Source organism: Streptomyces sp. NBC_00273 (genome assembly GCF_036178145.1).
Taxonomy (GTDB): Bacteria; Actinomycetota; Actinomycetes; order Streptomycetales; family Streptomycetaceae; genus Streptomyces.
Genome location: NZ_CP108067.1, coordinates 6,662,828 through 6,679,648 on the forward strand (window position 1 = coordinate 6,662,828; position 16,821 = coordinate 6,679,648).

The 16,821-nt window shown below is 71.5% G+C and carries 17 protein-coding genes; 6 read left to right on the forward strand and 11 right to left on the reverse strand.

The features are described 5' to 3' along the window. Positions 1–431 precede the first annotated feature (431 nt). The gene (locus tag OG386_RS29610; protein WP_328790624.1) at positions 432–818 is read left to right on the forward strand and encodes a hypothetical protein; all 387 of its coding nucleotides are present in this window, start codon (positions 432–434) and stop codon (positions 816–818) included. 9 nt (positions 819–827) lie between these two features. Here OG386_RS29610 and OG386_RS29615 read toward each other — a convergent pair whose 3' ends face one another. The 7 genes from OG386_RS29615 to OG386_RS29645 form a co-directional block, all read right to left on the reverse strand. Further along, the gene (locus OG386_RS29615; protein WP_328790625.1) at positions 828–1,838 is read right to left on the reverse strand and encodes an LLM class F420-dependent oxidoreductase; all 1,011 of its coding nucleotides are present in this window, start codon (positions 1,836–1,838) and stop codon (positions 828–830) included. 100 nt (positions 1,839–1,938) lie between these two features. Continuing rightward, on the reverse strand, positions 1,939–2,775 hold the full coding sequence (locus OG386_RS29620; protein ID WP_328790626.1) for a hypothetical protein: 837 nt from the start codon (positions 2,773–2,775) through the stop codon (positions 1,939–1,941). Between the two features lie 153 nt (positions 2,776–2,928). After that, positions 2,929–3,924, reverse strand: coding sequence for an N-acetylmuramoyl-L-alanine amidase (locus OG386_RS29625; RefSeq protein ID WP_328790627.1), 996 nt, complete (start codon positions 3,922–3,924; stop codon positions 2,929–2,931). 94 nt (positions 3,925–4,018) lie between these two features. Beyond that, positions 4,019–4,633: a hypothetical protein gene (locus OG386_RS29630; RefSeq protein WP_328790628.1), complete on the reverse strand. Its 615-nt coding sequence runs from the start codon at positions 4,631–4,633 to the stop codon at positions 4,019–4,021. A gap of 161 nt (positions 4,634–4,794) precedes the next feature. After that, a complete protein-coding gene (locus tag OG386_RS29635; protein ID WP_328790629.1) occupies positions 4,795–5,187 on the reverse strand; it encodes a hypothetical protein in 393 nt (130 codons plus the stop codon). 160 nt (positions 5,188–5,347) lie between these two features. Beyond that, positions 5,348–5,989: a class I SAM-dependent methyltransferase gene (locus OG386_RS29640; RefSeq protein ID WP_327385736.1), complete on the reverse strand. Its 642-nt coding sequence runs from the start codon at positions 5,987–5,989 to the stop codon at positions 5,348–5,350. Positions 5,990–6,083: 94 nt separating this feature from the next. Continuing rightward, positions 6,084–7,907: a serine/threonine-protein kinase gene (locus OG386_RS29645; RefSeq protein WP_328790630.1), complete on the reverse strand. Its 1,824-nt coding sequence runs from the start codon at positions 7,905–7,907 to the stop codon at positions 6,084–6,086. A gap of 207 nt (positions 7,908–8,114) precedes the next feature. On the opposite strand from OG386_RS29645, the gene OG386_RS29650 reads away from it, so the two are divergent. From OG386_RS29650 to OG386_RS29665, 4 genes are read left to right on the forward strand one after another with little or no spacing between them, the layout of a single operon-like run. Further along, on the forward strand, positions 8,115–8,963 hold the full coding sequence (locus tag OG386_RS29650; RefSeq protein ID WP_328790631.1) for a helix-turn-helix domain-containing protein: 849 nt from the start codon (positions 8,115–8,117) through the stop codon (positions 8,961–8,963). Further along, positions 8,923–9,189 carry a DUF397 domain-containing protein gene (locus tag OG386_RS29655; protein ID WP_328790632.1) on the forward strand — a complete coding sequence of 89 codons (267 nt, stop codon included), beginning with the start codon at positions 8,923–8,925 and terminating at the stop codon, positions 9,187–9,189. Before OG386_RS29650 ends, OG386_RS29655 begins: the two co-directional genes overlap by 41 nt. A gap of 34 nt (positions 9,190–9,223) precedes the next feature. Next, positions 9,224–10,822, forward strand: coding sequence for a serine/threonine-protein kinase (locus OG386_RS29660; RefSeq protein ID WP_328790633.1), 1,599 nt, complete (start codon positions 9,224–9,226; stop codon positions 10,820–10,822). A gap of 46 nt (positions 10,823–10,868) precedes the next feature. Beyond that, a complete protein-coding gene (locus OG386_RS29665) occupies positions 10,869–11,345 on the forward strand; it encodes a hypothetical protein (protein ID WP_328790634.1) in 477 nt (158 codons plus the stop codon). 218 nt (positions 11,346–11,563) lie between these two features. On the opposite strand, the gene OG386_RS29670 is transcribed toward OG386_RS29665, so the two are convergent. The 4 genes from OG386_RS29670 to OG386_RS29685 all read right to left on the reverse strand — a co-directional run bounded on the left by OG386_RS29670 (position 11,564) and on the right by OG386_RS29685 (position 14,580). Then, positions 11,564–12,391 carry a hypothetical protein gene (locus OG386_RS29670; RefSeq protein WP_328790635.1) on the reverse strand — a complete coding sequence of 276 codons (828 nt, stop codon included), beginning with the start codon at positions 12,389–12,391 and terminating at the stop codon, positions 11,564–11,566. Between the two features lie 126 nt (positions 12,392–12,517). Further along, positions 12,518–12,877 (reverse strand): peptidase inhibitor family I36 protein, encoded by a 360-nt coding sequence (locus tag OG386_RS29675; protein ID WP_328790636.1) that lies wholly within the window; start codon positions 12,875–12,877, stop codon positions 12,518–12,520. Between the two features lie 224 nt (positions 12,878–13,101). Beyond that, positions 13,102–13,725: a histidine phosphatase family protein gene (locus OG386_RS29680; RefSeq protein WP_328790637.1), complete on the reverse strand. Its 624-nt coding sequence runs from the start codon at positions 13,723–13,725 to the stop codon at positions 13,102–13,104. A 117-nt stretch (positions 13,726–13,842) separates the two neighbouring features. Continuing rightward, positions 13,843–14,580: a VOC family protein gene (locus OG386_RS29685; protein WP_328790638.1), complete on the reverse strand. Its 738-nt coding sequence runs from the start codon at positions 14,578–14,580 to the stop codon at positions 13,843–13,845. A 108-nt stretch (positions 14,581–14,688) separates the two neighbouring features. Here OG386_RS29685 and OG386_RS29690 point away from each other — a divergent pair, with 108 nt between their 5' ends. Further along, complete coding sequence (locus OG386_RS29690; RefSeq protein ID WP_328790639.1) at positions 14,689–16,821, forward strand: acyl-CoA dehydrogenase; 2,133 nt, start codon at positions 14,689–14,691, stop codon at positions 16,819–16,821.

Consider the following 16,821-nt stretch of genomic DNA (forward strand, 5'->3'; position numbering starts at 1 on the left):
GGGGTGTGGTCCGTCGGGCGGAGCCGGTGGGTGGCTTCGGGTGGGGCGGTGCCCCTCCGGGGGCTCTCCTCGGCTCGCGCCAGGCGGCCGTGGTCCTGCCGTTCGGCCTGGGTTGCGCGCTCGTCCTGCGGGGAGCCCCCGGCGTGTCCCCACCCCCGCCGTCCCCGTACGAGGCGGGACGGCCGGGGGCGGGGACGGCGGGGGGTGTCCCCGCAGGCGACGCGGATCCACCACCGCCCCGCATCTCCACACCGCTGCGCTCCGCAAGCCGAGGAGATACCCGCCGCCGGGACCGCACCCCCATCTCCGATCCTGGCCGGGAACACCAAACCCAGCCCCGCCGGCGTTTGAGGCGCGGCCACCGGCCCGCACGCGGAACAGGACCCGCACCGCCCGGCTAGGGCAACGGCAACGGCTGTTTCAATGGGTGCGTGATCGAGATCGTGCTGGTCGTCCTCGGTGCCGTGGGAGCCGGGTGGCTGCTGCGGCGCAAGCATCGTGCGCGGACGGCCGCCGGGCCCGTGCCCGGGATTCCGTGCATGGTCCGGATCCCGGCCGGTGAGGGCCGCTGGCGGGCGGGCCGCGTGTACGGGGACCAGGGCGCGGCCCGGTGGGTTCCGCAGCGCGGGGAGCCCGTGGCGCTGCCCGGCGGGCGGGCCACCGGGATCCGGGTCCCCTCCGTGAAGGAGGGGATCTCCATCAACCCCGGCTCGCGGATCGTCACCTGCGCCTACGACGGCGGCGGGAGCATCGAGATCGCCGTCATGCCGTTCGACGTGCGGGAGCTGCTGGAGGCAGTACCGCAGGCCGAATCCTGACGGCCGAGCTCAGCCGTTGAGCTCCGCCAGGACGCGCAGGGTGTGGGGGTCCGGGGCCGTCAGGAGCAGGTCGGTCACCGGGCCCTTGCGCCAGAGGTCCAGGCGTTCCGCGATCCGTTCCCGGGGGCCGACGAGCGAGATCTCGTCGGCGAACTCGTCCGGTACGGCCAGGACCGCCTCCTCCTTGCGGCCCGCGAGGAACAGCTCCTGGATGCGGCGGGCCTCTTCCTCGTAGCCCATGCGGGCCATCAGGTCGGCGTGGAAGTTGCGGGCCGCGTGGCCCATGCCGCCGATGTAGAAGCCGAGCATCGCCTTGACCGGGAGCAGTCCCTGCGCGACGTCGTCGCAGACCTTGGCACGGGCCATCGGCGCGATCATGAAGCCCTCGGGGAGGTCGGTGAGGGAGGCCCGGTAGACGTCGGTGCGGGTCGGGGACCAGTACAGGGGGAGCCAGCCGTCCGCGATCCGGGTGGTCTGGGCGATGTTCTTCGGGCCCTCCGCGCCGAGCAGGACCGGCAGGTCCGCCCGCAGCGGGTGGGTGATGGGCTTCAGGGGTTTGCCGATGCCGGTGCCGTCCTCGCCGCGGTACGGATGGCTGTGGAAGCGGCCGTCCAGGGCGACCGGGCCCTCGCGGCGCAGCACCTGCCGGACGACGTCCACGTACTCGCGGGTGGCGGTGAGCGGTGAGGAGGGGAAGGGGCGCCCGTACCAGCCCTCGACGACCTGCGGTCCGGACAGGCCGAGGCCGAGCATCATCCGGCCGCCGGAGAGGTGGTCCAGGGTCAGGGCGTGCATGGCCGTGGCGGTCGGGGTGCGGGCGGCCATCTGCGCGATGGCCGTGCCGAGGCGGATCCGCGAGGTGTGCGCGGCGATCCAGGTCAGCGGGGTGAAGGCGTCAGAGCCCCAGGCTTCGGCGGTCCACACCGAGTGGTAGCCGAGGTTCTCGGCCTCGGTGGCGAGGTCGAGGTGGGCGGGGGAGGGGCCGCGGCCCCAGTAGCCGAGTGCGAGTCCGAGGCGCATGTACGGTCCCTCCAGAATCTGACGAGGCGTCAGGTGACTGTAGGGCAACGGCCCCCCGCCCGGAAGGGCGGGGGGCCGTCGGTGCGGGTCCGGGTGGCGGTCAGCCGCGCTGGATGCCCGAGGTGTCGTTCAGCACGCCGCGGCGGCCGTCCTGGGTCTGGGCGATCAGGGCGGCCGCGCCACGCTGCTCGACGGCCAGGTACCAGGTGCCCGGGGCGAGTTCGGCGATCGGGGTCGGGGAGCCGTCCTCCGCGAAGAGCGGACGGGCCACCGGCACCGCGAACCAGAACGGCGTGAAGTCCGCCGCCGGAGCCGGAGCCGGAGCCGGAGTGTGCGCGGAGTCCTGCGGACCGGGACCCGGGGTCGGGGTCGGGTTCGGCGTGCCGCCGTACGGCGGGACCGGCTGCGGCGTGGAACCGTACGGCGTCTGCTGCGCGCCCGGGTAGCCGTACCCGGCACCCGGCTGGGGCTGGCCCGGCTGTCCGCCGTACGGCGGGACGGCGGCGGGACGCGGCTCCGGAACGAGCTGGCCGGCGAGCGCCGGGATCTTCGCACCGGCGATGGCCACACCGGCCAGGGCCAGCGTGCCCAGGAAGGCGAGGATGGAGCCCGCGCCCAGGTCGAGCACGTCCGGGCAGGCGATGAGCGCCCACAGCGACGACCAGGCGGCGGAGACGGCGAGCACGGTGCCCCACGCCGTCAGCGGCAGGCCGGCCAGCTTGCGCTCGGGCTGGAAGCGGGAGGCGATCAGCAGGCCGGCGGCGATGAAGGCGAGCAGGAAGATGCTGGGGAGCGCCAGGTAGTTGGAGTCAAGGTCCCACACGCTCGGCCGGTCGATACCGGTCGCGGAGTAGAAATCGAGGAACGAGGCGATGAACAGCAGCGCCGCTGCTCCGATCACCACGCCGTCGCCTCGAGTGAGGGAGCGGATGTTCACGTCTTAGGTGTCCTTCTCGGTCTCGGTCGTCGTCTCGTGGTGCCGCGGTCGCAGAACGTGCCTGCAGCAGGGCGGGCGGGACCATGGTACGGAGGTTTCCGACGGCCGAGATGATCGGGGCGGCGGGTGGTCCCGCCGGACTCCCGAGGGGGACTACCCGCCGAGGAAGCCGACGATGCCGTCCGCGATGCCCTGAGCCGCCTTCTGCCGCCACTCCGGACTCGTCAGCTGCGCCGCGTCCTTGGCGTCACGCATGTTGCCGCATTCGATGAACACCTTGGGCTGAGTTGACAGGTTCAGTCCGCCGAGGTCGTCGCGGACGACCAAACCGGTACCGCTGCCGAGGTAGTTGGCGGGAGCGGAGCCGGTGGTGCGGGCGAAGTTGCCGGCGATCCGCTCGCCCAGCTCCCGGGACGGTCCGACGATCTTCGCGGTGTCCGCGGCGCCGCCCTTGACCTTGGCCGGGAGGATGACGTGGAAGCCGCGGTTGCCCGCCGAGACCCCGTCGGCATGGACGGACACGACGGCGTCGGCCTTCGCCTCGTTGCCGATGCGGGCGCGCTCGGTGATGCAGGGCCCCCACGGGCGGTCGGCCTGGTGGGTGAGGACCACCTTGGCCCCCTGGGCCTCCAGGGCGGTCCGCAGGCGCCGGGAGACGTCGAGGGTGAAGTCCGCCTCCTTGTAGCCGGCGTTGGTGGTGGTGCCGGTGGTGTCGCACTCCTTGCGGCCCGTGCCGATGTCGACCTGCTGGTCGATCTCGTCGGTGTGCTCGAAGTTCCCGGCGTTGTGGCCGGGGTCGACGACCACGGTCTTGCCGGTGAGCGGGCCCTTGGCGGGGGCCGGCGCGGGTGCGGCGGCGGTGGTGCTCTGACTGGCGCTGGGGCTCGTGCTCTCGCTGGGCGCGGAGCCAGGCTTCGCGTCCCGCTGGCCCGGCGACAGGGGCGCGTGCGAGGCGGACGCCGGCGTCGAGCGGGACGGCCCGTCGGACCCCGTCCCGGCGAACGCCTGGGTCAGGACCCAGCCCGCCAGAGTGGCCGGGGCGAGCGCGGCAACCCCGACGACGAGCGTGGCGCGTCGGGTGAACCAGGGCCGGTCCGGATCGATGGAGGAGCCGGACTCGGGGGGCGGGGGGCTGTTGTCGTTGCGCACGCCGCGATGCTAGACCCGCCTCCCGCCGCCCGTCCGGACCGTAGGCCATCCGAAGGCGTGGTGCGATGGTATGCCTGGCGTTCATCGGGACGGATCAGGCCCGGCCTTCACGCCCGCGCGCCGAGCGCACCCACGCCCACACCACGTGCCCCACGAGGGCCAGGGCGGTGAGGACGGAGATCACGCGAATCGTGCTCCAGGTCAGTTCGACGAACCTTCCCGCAGTGGCCGCTTCCATTTTCAGACGGGCGGTCGTCTCGACGTAGACGATGAGCGGAACGAGGAGACGGAACGAAAGTCCGCCGATTCCCGGGATCCGCGCCAGGTTCCCGAAGAGGCCCAACGGGGCGCCGAAAAAGAAAGCGGCAATTCCCCAGAAAAAGATTCCCGACGAGACGCCGTCCCCGACCATCCCGTCGCCCGTCATTCCGATGGGCGCGACGGGGCTCAGCCATTTGAGGAGGTAGTAGACGACCACGCCGACTGCCAATGCTGAAGATGCCAGGCAGGCGGACTCCACCTTCGATTTCCTGGTGTACCCGACGAGGAAGGCGAAGCACGCCCACGACCATCCTCCGGAGAACACGAGGTTCACCACGTGAAAGACCGGGCCGTCGAACTTGCCCGAGAGTGCACCGAGGACGCCGATCAGTGCACCCGCCCCGAGGGTCAGAAGCGCGGACATGGTGCGAGTGCGCAGAAAATTCACGTCGTGCTTCCCTGTCTGCGGGTCACCGATAGAAGGGGTCGGCCACCTTCTCTCTTGCTCGCCCGTGGAGGCCAGAGGTGATCATCTGCGAGTTCTGGCCTCCTGTGAAGTGATTTCTGACAGGTTGGCCTGATTCGGAATGGTCGGCGGCTCGGAGCGGCCTAGAAGGGCGGCCAGTCGGAACCCGGAGGCGGGGCGGGAGAGACCCTGTTGTCGTTCCGCATTTCGAGGGGCCAGCGCTCGTCGATGACCGTAACGGCCTCCTTGCACGCCTCGCAGGTATTCGGCCAGTGGGATTTCCACAGGTACGGCGAAGCGGTGAGGCCCTCGTGGGCGATACCGCACAGCGTCGCTCCGAAGCCCTCGGCGGAGTACGCGTACGCCACGTCGAACGCGTGGCCGACGTCCTCCGGGAGCTGCGGGGATTCCGCCAGCTCCCACCGTATGTAGCCGTACTGCGGCCGCAGTACCTCGCGCGGGTCGTATCCGAATTCGGTCCAGGCGTAGCACCAGGGGCAGAACCAGCGTTCCTTCACCGTCCTGTCCCACCGCATCCGCGGTTCACTCACCGGCATTCGGCGCATCTCATGGCCGCAGACATCACAGATCACACCGCATTCTGCCTGACCGTCGGCAGCCGCACGCGTCTGTCGTTGCGTGCGGTGCCGGGAGGCGCGATTCCGCCAAGGTCCGGCACGATCCGGCAGATACGGCTCAGATGCCGGCGCCCGTGCGCCGCAGCACGCGCAGCGAGTCGGTGACGGAGATCTCCTCGAAGGCGCCCGAGGCCAGGGCCCGCAGATAGATCCGGTACGGGGCCTGGCCGCCGTCGGCCGGGTCCGGGAAGACGTCGTGGATGACGAGCGTGCCGCCCTCCGCGACGTGCGGGGCCCAGCCCTCGTAGTCGCCGCTCGCGTGCTCGTCCGTGTGGCCGCCGTCGATGAAGACGAAGCCGAGCTTTCCGCCCCAGGCCGCCGCGACCTGCGGGGACCGGCCGACGATCGCGATCACGTGGTCCTCCAGCCCGGCCTTGTGCAGGGTCCGGCGGAAGGTCGGCAGGGTGTCCATCAGCCCGACCTCCGGGTCCACGACCGTCGGGTCGTGGTACTCCCAGCCCGGCTGCTGCTCCTCGCTGCCCCGGTGGTGGTCGACGGTGATCGCCGCCACGCCGGCCCCGCGGGCGGCATCGGCGAGCAGGATGGTGGAGCGGCCGCAGTACGTGCCGACCTCCAGCAGCGGCAGCCCGAGCGCCCCGGCCGCGGCGGCCGCCTCGTACAGGGCGAGGCCCTCGCGTACGGGCATGAACCCCTTGGCGGCCTCGAAGGCGGCGAGTGTCTCCGGCTTGGGGGTGGCCATGGTTCCTCCGGCGGTGATCGTGTGTGGCGGCCCATCGTGCCCTACCCGCTGGTAGGACGCTATGGCCGGGGTGTGCTCGTACGCCGCCGCCCGGTCAGCGGCCGAACAGTCGGGACAGGCCGCCCGCCCCGCCCGTCCCCTCGGCCCGCCGCTGCTCCCGTACGGCGCGCCGGAATTCCGCCCGGGTGTCCGAGACCTCCTGGGCCAGGTCCTGCATGCCGGGGAGGAAGGGGAGCCGGCGCAGCAACGGGTTCAGGTGCGCCAGGGCGGCCGCCGGATCGCCCGCCTCGCCGATGGTGCGGAGCACCCGGTGGGCCACTTCCGGATCGCCGCGCTCGGCGAGTTCGGCGAGGTTCGGGAAGAGCCGCCAGTACAGGAGCGCGGCGCCGGCGACGTCACCGACCAGCCAGGCGTCGTGGGCCAGCCTGCGCCGCACGTCCAGCAGGACGGGACTGTCGGCGGTCAGCGCCCATTCCAGGTCGGGCAGCAGCGGCCCCAGCCAGGCGCGCTCGCTCAGCGCGCGCTCCCGGCTGCGCGCGTCCCACTGGCCGTCGCGGGCGCGGGCGCCCCGGTGCATGGCCGACGCGAGGTGGTAGCGGGCGGTCAGCGTGACCAGGCCGTGCGTGCCGAACACCTGCGTCGCCTGCTCGACGAGCTCGCGCAACTCCTGCTCGTGCCGGCGGCCGTCCCCGGACCCGAAGGCCGCCGCCTCGCCGACCCAGGCGGCGCGCCCGGTGATCGTGTCCGGATGATCCAGGCCCAAGACCCGCACCATGCGCGGCAGCAGGCGTTCCAGATCGATCGTCCTGGACGGCCCGGCGACCCGCATCACGCGGTGGTAGGCGGCCCGCACCGTCAGGGCGTCCTGCGCGCCGAGCTCCTCGGTCAGGTCGTCGGTCAGCATGCGTAGCCGTTGCACGACGTCGGCCGGTTCGTCCTCCAGCAGCTGCGTCAGCCGGCGCTCCAGCATCGCGCGCACCGGATCGGCTGCCGCGGTGTGCACGGTCGGGGCGTACGACGGCGGGGGCGGGAAGGACGACACCGCCGGTGCGGGTGGCGACGCCTGCGGCTCGGCGGCCTCGCTCCGGGCGATCTCCGCCAGCCGCCGGGACACCTCGGCCGCGTCCGCGGGCCGGTCCGCCGGGTCCTTCGCGAGCAGCTCCAGCACGAGGGAGTCCAGCGCGGACGGCAGCTCCGCCCGCAGCGAACTCGGCGCGGGCGGTGCGGTCGTGAGGTGCTGGGCGAGCAGCTCGTGCATCTCGCGCGCGGCGAAGGGACGGCTGCCGGTCAGCAGTTCCGTCAGTACGCAGCCCAGGGCGTAGAGGTCGGCCCGCCCGTCGACGGGCACGCCGTTCGCCCCGCCGGTCCACCGCTCGGGAGCCATGTACGGGAAGGAGCCGATGATCATGCCGGTGGCCGTCAGCCCCGTCGTGGTGGTGACGGCGCCGCTGCCGCCCCCGGCCTTGGCGATGCCGAAGTCGAGCACCTTCGTCAGCCCGCCGTCGGTGACCATCACGTTGGCCGGCTTGACGTCCCGGTGGACGATGCCGGCGGCGTGGGCCGCCCCCAGCGCGTCCGCGATGCGCCCGGCCCACTCCAGGGCGTCCGCGAGCGGCGGTACGCCGGCTTCCAGCACCTCGGCCAGGCTGCGGCCGCGGAGCAGCTCCATGACGAGGTAGACGGCGTCGCGGCCCTCGCGCTCGGTGCGGCCGAAGTCGTGGATGATCGCGATGTTGGGGTGCGCGAGGTTCCCGGCGAGGCTGGCCTCCCGCTCGAAGCGGCGGGTGTCCTCCGGCGTCTGCGGATAGCCGATCTTGACGGCGACCTGGCGGCCCACCCGGCTGTCCTCGGACCGCCACACCTCGCCGAAGCCGCCCCGGCCGAGCAACTCGGCCAGCGCGTACCGGCCTTCGATCACTTCCCGCACCTGCCAGGCCCCCGTCACCACAAGATCAGTTCGGCAGAGCATTATCGCCGCACGTGAGTGAAGCGGCTGCCGACCGCTTCTGACCGACCGTGACCGATCGCGTGATTCGCATCACCTGTGCGCATCCGGCTGATTACGCTCGGCGACAGGGCGAAACGAACGCCGAACGCACAGCGTGAACTTGGGGGTGACCACCTCATGGTCAAGATCCGCGAGCTCGATCCCAGCGCCTCGCCGCTGGACTTCTACGGGTACGAACTGCGGCGCCTGAGGGAGCAGGCCGGCCTGAAGCAGGCGCAGTTGGGCGAGATCATCTTCTGTACGGGCTCCCTGATCGGCCAGATCGAGACGACGAAGCGCGTCCCGACCCGGGACTTCTCGGAGCGGGTGGACGCGGCCCTCAACACCGGCGGGGTGTTCTCGCGACTGGTGGGCCTGGTGCTGCGGAGCGTGCTGCCGACGTGGTTCCAGCCGTACGCGGAGATGGAGGCCCGGGCCTCGTACATCTCCACCTTCCAGGCGCAGTTGGTCTACGGGCTGCTGCAGACGCCCGCCTACGCGCGCGCCGTGCTCGGGGTGCGGACCGAGGGGGACCTCGACGCGAAGGTGGCCGCGCGGATGGACCGGCAGCGGATCCTCGACCGCGAAGACCCGCCACTGATGTGGGTGGTGATGAGCGAGGCCGTGCTGCACCAGGAGACCGGCGGCCGGGAGGTCATGCGGAACCAGCTCGCACACTTGCTGGCCCTGCAGAGGAGGGAGTGGGTGAAGGTGCAGATCCTGCCGTTCGAGGCGGGCGCCCATGCGGGGCAGATGGGCTCGTTCACCCTCCTGCGGTTCGACGATGACCCCGACATCGTCTACACCGAGGACTTCGTGCAGGGCCATATGACGGCCAATCCGCCCGCTCTCAGGGAGGGTTCGCTCCGATACGATCATCTGCAGGCAGCCGCCCTGTCCCTGGAGGACTCGGTGGCACGGATCGCCCGCGTAATGGAGGAGCGTTATGGACACCGTCCGGAACCTGACGGGCGCGCAGTGGCGTAAGTCTTCGTACAGCTCCGACACCGGCGGCGAGTGCGTCGAGTGCGCGCCGCTCGGTGACACCGGCTGGCTCAAAGCCTCGTACAGCGGGGACACCGGAGGCGAGTGCGTCGAGATCGCCGCTCAGCCCTGCCGCGTCGCCGTACGGGACTCCAAGAACCCCGAGGGTCCCGTATTCACCGTCCACCCCGCGGCGTTCGAGGCGTTCGTGAAGTCCCTCTCGGTATGATCCGCTCCCTGACGACGGGGAGGGAGTCGGGGGAATGGAGCGCGTAGGACCGGCCGGTCCGACGCACGTGGGGCCGTTCAAGGTGGCCGGCGTGCTCGGGCAGGGAGGCATGGGGCGGGTACTGCTGTGCGCGGGGCCTGACGGGCGGCTCGTCGCCGTCAAGCAGGTGCTCGCGCACTTCGCCGACGACGAGGACTTCCGGGCCCGTTTCCGGCGCGAGGTCGCGGCCTCGCGCAAGGTCTCCGGTGCCTACACGGCGGCCGTCATGGACGCCGACCCGGACGCGCCGACACCGTGGCTGGCCTCGGTGTTCGTGTCCGGGCCCTCGCTCGGGGACGTGGTCAGGGCGGACGGCGTGCTGGAGGAAGCCGTCGTCCACAGGCTGGCAGCGGGGCTCGCGTCGGCGCTCGCGGAGATCCACCGGGCGGGGCTGATCCACCGGGACCTCAAGCCCGACAACGTGCTCCTGACCGAGGACGGGGTACGCGTCATCGACCTCGGCATCGCGCGGGTCACCGAGGGCGAGGTCGAGGGCGACACCGGGCTGACGCGCACCGGCTGGGTGATCGGTTCGCCCTCCTTCATGTCGCCCGAGCAGGCCGAGAGCAAGCCGCTGACACCGGCGAGCGACGTGTTCTCGCTCGGATCGATGCTGGTCATGGCGTTCACCGGCAGCAGCCCCTTCGCCGGGACCTCGACCCTTCAGACGCTCTACGACGTGGTGCACTCCACCCCCGACCTGAGCGCGGTGCCCGACGGGCTGCGCGGGATCGTGGAGCGCTGCCTGGCCAAGGACCCGGCAGCCAGGCCCACCCCGGCGCAGCTGCTCGAACTCCTCGGGCCGGTCGCTCCGACAGGCCTGCAGTGGCCGCCCGCCGTGTACCGGATGCAGGCCGAGCAACGGGCGGAGATCGACCAGCTGCTGTCCGCCGACACGGCGACCGTGGTGGCGCCGCCGCCGGAACCGCTCCCCGTGCCGGAGTCCGTGCCGGAGCCCGAGCCCGAGCCGGATGAAGTGGTGGAGCGGGCGGCCGAGGTCTCGGAGTCCGCCCCGCCGGCCGAGCCGGCGCCGACCCCGCCCCGGCGGCGGTCGCGCACGGTGGCCCTGGTGGCCGCCGGAGTGCTGGTGGCGACGGGCGTCGGCGTGGCTGCGTACACCCTGGACCGGCGGGCGGCGGAAGGCTCCGGTCCCGCGGCCTACGCCGACGTACCGGCCTGCCAGAAGGCCACCCAGTACCTCCCCCTGACCGGGCGGGACGCCAAGGAGGACTCCCACAGCGCGAGCAAGACCGAGGTGCATACGACGTGCACCTGGTACGACTCGCTGGCCGGCCGGCGGACGGCGCTGGTCCGGTGGGACGTCAAGCGGGGCGGTGACGACGGCGCCAACGCGAAGCTCCAGCAGGCCGGTTTCGCCACGGACGCGTCCGGGGCGAAGCGGGTGAACAACCTCGGATTCGGCGACGGGGCGTACTGGGCGTCCCCCGGCAGTACCGAATGGACCTGCGCGCTCTCCGTCCGGCACGGCAACCTGGTCGTCTGGGTCGGCCTCTACCAGCCCGGGGGCTGCGAGCAGAAGGCCAAGGAGATCGCCAAAGCCGCGCTGAAGCCCGTGCCGGTCAAATCCGGCTGAGATACGTCCCGGTCCCGCACCGGATCGCCGAGAGAAGAGCCCTTCCATGTCCGCACACGGCGCGTCCGTGCTGGTCCGCTCCGACCCGCGCCGCCTCCTGTTCCTTGCCGTTCCCACCCTCCTCATCACGCTCACGGAGGGTTTCACCAGCCAGGGCAGGTTGCTGCCGAGGCCGGTCTGGTTCGTCTTCGGGGCCGTGGCAGGCGTCTTCTTCTTCGTCCTGTACTGGGCCCTCGCCGTCTCGGTGGCTGACGGGTGCGTCGCCGTGCGCCGGGGGCTCACCACACGGCGGATACCGCTGGCCGAGCTCGACAGCGTCGTCGTGGAGGACATGGGGCGCCAGGGGTATGTGATCCGCTGTCACCGGGCCGGCGAACCGGAGCTCAAGGTCCCGTTGACCGCCGTGATGCGGCCGGGTGACCACCAGCTGGTGATCGAGGCGATCCGCGCCGGGGTCCGGCCGGGTGTTCTGCGGAGCAGGCCGTGTTCGCCCCGTCGTCCTGCCGCACCGCACCATCCGTGACGCGTCCGAGCCGGATGTACGTGACGAACGCCTGGACGGCAAGTGCCGGAAGGACGGCGGGGAGGACCGAGTCCTGACGCCCGGTCCCGCACCGCCCATCGTCCGGAGCGCGCCGATCAACGCGGAGATCTCGGGTGCCCAGCCCGAGACGACGCGGCGCGAGCACCTGACGCACCAACGACGCCCCCTGACGTCGCGTGAGGTGCAAGCCCACCGGGCTACTGGCCGGTCGCCGCCTTCGCGGCGGACATGGTTTTCTGCTTGGCGAGCAGCGGCCCCGCCAAAGCGGCCGAATTGGACTCGATCAGGAACTGCTGGTACTCGCTTTCGGCGTCGGACCAGGCGCCGATCAGGTTCACCTTCTGCTTGCACAGGACGTCGGCGAGTGCCACGTCCTTCTCGCGGATCCCCGGAGTTTCGGCGCTGAATTCCTTGTCGTTGATCGCGGCGAGGGGGTCGGGGTAGGCGTGCCCGGACTCCTTCATGCAGTTCGACCACTCTTCGGTCGCTTTCACCACCGCAGGCGCCTTCTGTGACTTCTTGTAGCTCTCCATGTTGAGCTTTTGGGGAAGGTCCAGGGCGTCCTGCATTTCGGCCTCGTGGAGTTCCCTCCGGGCCTCTCCGATGCAGCCGCCTTCCGGTACGGGTGCGCCGTTGTACGTGGTCACCTCGCCCATGACGAGCGGCATGATCGCCGATGGGTAGTCTTCGGCCGGTCTTTTCACGTCTGGCACGTGATAGCCGTGCTGCTTCGCGAGCTCCGCATCGGCCAGGCCGTAGCGGCGCTCGTTCGTTTCGATATCGGTGCTTCCCAGGGCTTTGGGGGTGTATGGGGCGCCCAGTCCGGTGATGCACCGCTGCATGAGCGAATCGCGCCCCCGGGCGAGGGTGCCCGCGTCGACGGTGGTCAGCAGGTAGTCGTCCAGGGGCAGCTTGAGGGCCTTGCTGTCGGTGAGCTGGCGCGCCGCCGTCCGGCCCGGGGTTTCGCGGGGGCCGGTGGTGTCGGCCGAGCACGCGGACAGGAGCGGGAGCAGCAGTACCGCCATGCCGGCACACGCTCTGGCGGACGGGGTGGTTACGTTCACTGGATTCCTCTACGGGTGGCAAGGAAGGGTGCTCCGCAATCGCGATGGCGATTGCGGAGCACCCTTCCCCGGTTCAGGTGCCGATGCTCAGCAGATCCAGTCCCGGAGGGAAGCGTTGTTGTTGTACGTGTTCACGAGGTTCCGGGAGGTGTGAGCATGAACGGTGTCGTACGGGCCGGCGTAGTTCGAGTTGTAGTAGACCCGGTAGCACCAGTTCGAGGCGTTCTCGGTCGACGCGGCATTGTTCTTCACCGGCTGACCTTCACCGGTGGCCCATGTGGTGAATACTTCCCCGGCGAGATTGGGTACGTCGCTGTCGGTGAACCAGCGGGCACCGTTCTGGTTGGAGTTGTAGTAGAGACAGAAGAAGCCGGTCGGGCACGCGTATGCGCTGGCCGGGGTGGCCATTCCGATCGTGACACCAGCTGCGGCGACCAAGAGTGCCATGGTCCGCTTCATGCGCATGGTTCATCCCCCTACGTAGTGGTGCTCCTGCCGGCGCCAAATCGGGCGCGACGAAGGGGAGTTGCTTCCCGAATGCGGCACGCTCGGACCCAGCCCGGCCGTGTCCGTGCCGACTATAGTGAAAGGTCCATCTGCACTCAACAGCCTTTATGCGAGCCGGAGTTGGCGTGAAGTCGGCTCCGTGGGCCCTCTATGTGCGGGTGTATTCAGATATGCAACTCGGGCGGGAAGCCGGTCCAGCGCAGTTCGGCCGGCAGGTGCCGCATGTCGTTGGAGAAGAGGACGGAGGCGGGCCGGTCGGGCGCGTAGCGGATGACGGTCAGGGCGGCGTTGGAGTGGTTGAGCCCGAGCCAGCGCCACTTCGGCGCGTACATGGCCTCCCGGACGAGCCAGGCGACGAGGAAGTTGTGCGTGACGACCAGCTCGTGCCGGTCCTCCTCGCCGTCCACCGGCCCGGTGAACAGGTCCAGCGCCCGGCGGGCCAGGCCGGGTCCGTTCTCCCGCTCCTCGGCGCTGGCGCCGGCGAGGAAGCGGAGGAAGAGGTCGGCCGATTCCGCGGGGAGTTCATCCCGCTCCGGCATGTGGGGGACGTAGTCGCCCGCGACGTCCGAACGGTGCAGGGGGACGTCGGTCAGCTGGTCGGCGATCAGGCGCGCCGTCTGCTCGGCCCGGGGCAGCGGTCCGTGGTGGACCGCTGCCAGGGGGACGTCCCGCAGGCGCCGGCCGAGCAGGACGGCCTGTCGGCGGCCGTTCTCGGTGAGCTCGCTCTCGTCCGGTGACGCCTCGCCGTGCCGGGCGAGATAGAGGTATCGGGTGGCAGTGGCGGTCATTCCAAGCTCCTTCGAACCATCAATCGATCTTGTGCATTGATGGACGCCGCCCCCTCTGTGCGGGTTGCAGGAGCGGCGGTTCGTCAGGAGTCCGGGCGAGGTGGAACGACCTGGCGGTCAGCGAGGGGTGAGCAGGCAGAACTCGTTGCCCTCCGGGTCGGACAGGATCGTCCAGGAGATGGCGGACTGGTCGATGCCGGGGTCGGTGGCCCCCAGGGCGCGCAGTCGGGCCGCCTCTGCCGCGAGGTCGTCGCCGGGGTAGGGACAGACGTCGAGGTGGACGCGGTTCCACACGCTCTTGGTGTCGGGGGTGCGGAGGAACTCCAGGTAGGGGCCGACGCCCTTGGCGGACCGCATGGTCGCCTGCTCGTCGGTCACCTCGTGCAGCGTCCAGTCCATCGCCCCGTCCCAGAACCGGGCCATTGCGCGCGGGTCGGTGCAGTCGACCACCACCGCGGCGATCGGCCCGGTGTCCCGGTAGATCGGGCGGGGCTCCAGGACGCAGAACTCGTTGCCCTCCGGGTCGGCCATGACCGTCCAGGGGACGTCGCCCTGACCCACGTCGGCGAGCGTCGCGCCGAGGTCCTTCAGGCGCCCGACCAGCTCCTTCTGGTGCGCGGCCGAGGTGGTGGCCAGATCGAGGTGCACCCGGTTCTTGACCGTCTTGGGTTCCGGGCGGGCGATGATGTCGATGCAGACGGCCACGGGGTCGGGGTAGGAGAACCCCACCGGTTCGAGGTTGGTCACGCCGGGCCCCTCGCTGTCGACGCCCCAGCCGAGCGCCTCCGCCCAGAACCGGCCGAGCGCGGAGTCGTCCTGGGCCTTCATGTTGATCTGCACAAGTCGTGTTGCCATGCCGCAGATCCTAAAAGCCGACCCCGCCCGGGCCGGGGTCGGCTCCCGCTCCGAATCACCCTTCATCTGACCTTCCGTCAGATTGGAACGTGTTCTAGTCTGCCGCGCATGGGCATCGGAATCACGCAGGAGCAGCGCGAGTTGGCCGAGGCGGTGCGCGGTTGGATCGCGCGGGCCGTGCCTCCCGAGGAGGTCCGCAAGCTGCTCGACACCCCGCCGCAGACCGGGGCGCGCCCCGCCTACTGGGACGCGCTGACCGCACAGGGGCTGCTCGACCCGCACCTGGACGGCGGCACCCTGCTCGACCTGGCCGTCGTCGTCGAGGAGGCGGCCCGGGCCGCGCTGCCCGGGGCGTACCTGCCGAGCGCGCTGGCCTCCGTACTGCTGGAGCGGGCCGGCGCAGAGCCGCTCGAAGGCCGGGTCGGGGCGGTCGCGCTCGGGCCGGGGACCCTGACCGCCGTCGCCGTCGAGGGCGGCGGCCACCTGCTCGACGGACTCGCCCCGCCCGTCCTCGGCGCCGGGGAGGCCGACCTGGTGCTGCTCGCCGCCGAGGCCGCGGACGGCACCCGCTGGTTCGCCGTGGACGCCGCCGCGCTGGACATCCGTACGCACGACGGCGCCGACCCCACCCGCCCCACCGCCGAGGTGCGGGCGCGCGGGGTCGCCACCGGCCCGGACCGACGCCTCGCGCTGGACGCGGCCCTGGTCCGCGACCTGGCCTGCACGCTCTTCGCCGCCGACGCCTGCGGCACCGCCGCCTGGGCGCTGCACACGGCCGCCGAGTACGCGAAGGTGCGCGAGCAGTTCGGCCGGCCCATCGGCCAGTTCCAGGGCGTCAAGCACCTGTGCGCCGACATGCTGGTCCGACTGGAACAGGCCCGGGCACTGGCCTGGGACGCCGCGCAGGCGATGGACGAGCCCGCCGACGTGCGCTCACTGGTGGCCGCCCTCGCCGCCGGAACCGCCCTGGACGCCGCCTACTCCTGCGCCAAGGACTGCATCCAGCTCCTCGGCGGAATCGGCTTCACCTGGGAACACGACGCCCACATCTACCTGCGGCGAGCACTGGTCGCCCGCCAACTGCTGGGGCCCGGCGACGGGCACCGCGCACGGGCCGTGCGGTGCGCGGCGGACGGTGCGCGGCGCGAACTGCGCCTGGAACTGCCCGCGGAGGCCGAGACGTACCGCGCGAAGGCCCGTACCGTCATCGCGGACGCGCGCGGGCAGGGCCCGGCCGACGCCCGCCGGACCCTGGCCCCCACCGGCTACGCGGCCCCGTACCTGCCGCCGCCCTACGGCATCGGTGCGGGCCCCGTCGAGCAGCTCGTCGTCCAGCAGGAGCTGAGTGCGGCCGGCGTGAAGCTCGCCGACCTCGGGATCGCCACCTGGGTCGTGCCCTCGCTGCTCGCCTACGGGACGCCCGCCCAGCGGGAGGCCCACCTCCTGCCGACCCTGCGCGGCGACGTCACCTGGTGCCAGCTCTTCTCGGAGCCGGGCGCCGGCTCCGACCTGGCCTCGCTGCGGACCCGGGCGGAGCGCCGGGAGGACGGCTCCTGGAAGGTCAACGGCCAGAAGGTGTGGACGAGTTCCGCGCACAGCGCCGACTTCGGGATCCTGCTGGCCCGCACCGACCCGGACGCGCCCAAGCACAAGGGGCTCGGCTACTTCGTGGTCGACATGAAGAACACCCCCGGCATCGACGTCCGGCCACTGAAGGAGATCACCGGCGAGGCCCTCTTCAACGAGGTGTACTTCGACGACGTGCAGCTCCCGGCGGACGCGCTGGTCGGCGCGGCGGACGGCGGCTGGAAGGTGGCCCGCAACACCCTCGGCAACGAACGCGTCCACATGGCCGACCAGATGACCTTCGACACCGGCCTGGAGGCGCTCCTCGCGCGCGCCGCCGACCTCGACGGCACGTACCGGGCGCGGATCGGTGCACTCGCCGCCGAGGCGCACGCCCTGGCCTGCATCGGGCTGCGCACCACGCTCCAACAGGTGTCGGGACTGGAGCCGGGCGCGGGCGCTTCCGTACGCAAGCTCGTCCAGACCCCGCACCAGCAGCGGACCGCCGAGCTCGCGCTCGAACTGCTGGGACCGGCGGGCGCGGTGCGGGAGGGGGCGGGGGAGCGGGCGGTCCACGGAATGCTCATGTCCCGCTGCCTGACCATCGCCGGGGGCACCACGCAGGTCCAGCTCAACGTCGTTGCCGAGCGGATCCTCGGCCTACCCAGGGACTAG

Excerpts from the sequence above, each read along its gene's own strand:
- OG386_RS29615 (WP_328790625.1), bottom strand. The coding sequence starts at position 1,838 with ATGCGCCTCGGACTCGCACTCGGCTACTGGGGCCGCGGCCCCTCCCCC.
- OG386_RS29635 (WP_328790629.1), bottom strand. The coding sequence starts at position 5,187 with ATGCGGTGGGACAGGACGGTGAAGGAACGCTGGTTCTGCCCCTGGTGC.
- OG386_RS29640 (WP_327385736.1), bottom strand. The coding sequence starts at position 5,989 with ATGGCCACCCCCAAGCCGGAGACACTCGCCGCCTTCGAGGCCGCCAAG.
- OG386_RS29650 (WP_328790631.1), top strand. The coding sequence starts at position 8,115 with ATGGTCAAGATCCGCGAGCTCGATCCCAGCGCCTCGCCGCTGGACTTC.
- OG386_RS29655 (WP_328790632.1), top strand. The coding sequence starts at position 8,923 with ATGGACACCGTCCGGAACCTGACGGGCGCGCAGTGGCGTAAGTCTTCG.
- OG386_RS29660 (WP_328790633.1), top strand. The coding sequence starts at position 9,224 with ATGGAGCGCGTAGGACCGGCCGGTCCGACGCACGTGGGGCCGTTCAAG.
- OG386_RS29665 (WP_328790634.1), top strand. The coding sequence starts at position 10,869 with ATGTCCGCACACGGCGCGTCCGTGCTGGTCCGCTCCGACCCGCGCCGC.
- OG386_RS29670 (WP_328790635.1), bottom strand. The coding sequence starts at position 12,391 with ATGGCGGTACTGCTGCTCCCGCTCCTGTCCGCGTGCTCGGCCGACACC.
- OG386_RS29675 (WP_328790636.1), bottom strand. The coding sequence starts at position 12,877 with ATGGCACTCTTGGTCGCCGCAGCTGGTGTCACGATCGGAATGGCCACC.
- OG386_RS29680 (WP_328790637.1), bottom strand. The coding sequence starts at position 13,725 with ATGACCGCCACTGCCACCCGATACCTCTATCTCGCCCGGCACGGCGAG.
- OG386_RS29685 (WP_328790638.1), bottom strand. The coding sequence starts at position 14,580 with ATGGCAACACGACTTGTGCAGATCAACATGAAGGCCCAGGACGACTCC.
- OG386_RS29690 (WP_328790639.1), top strand. The coding sequence starts at position 14,689 with ATGGGCATCGGAATCACGCAGGAGCAGCGCGAGTTGGCCGAGGCGGTG.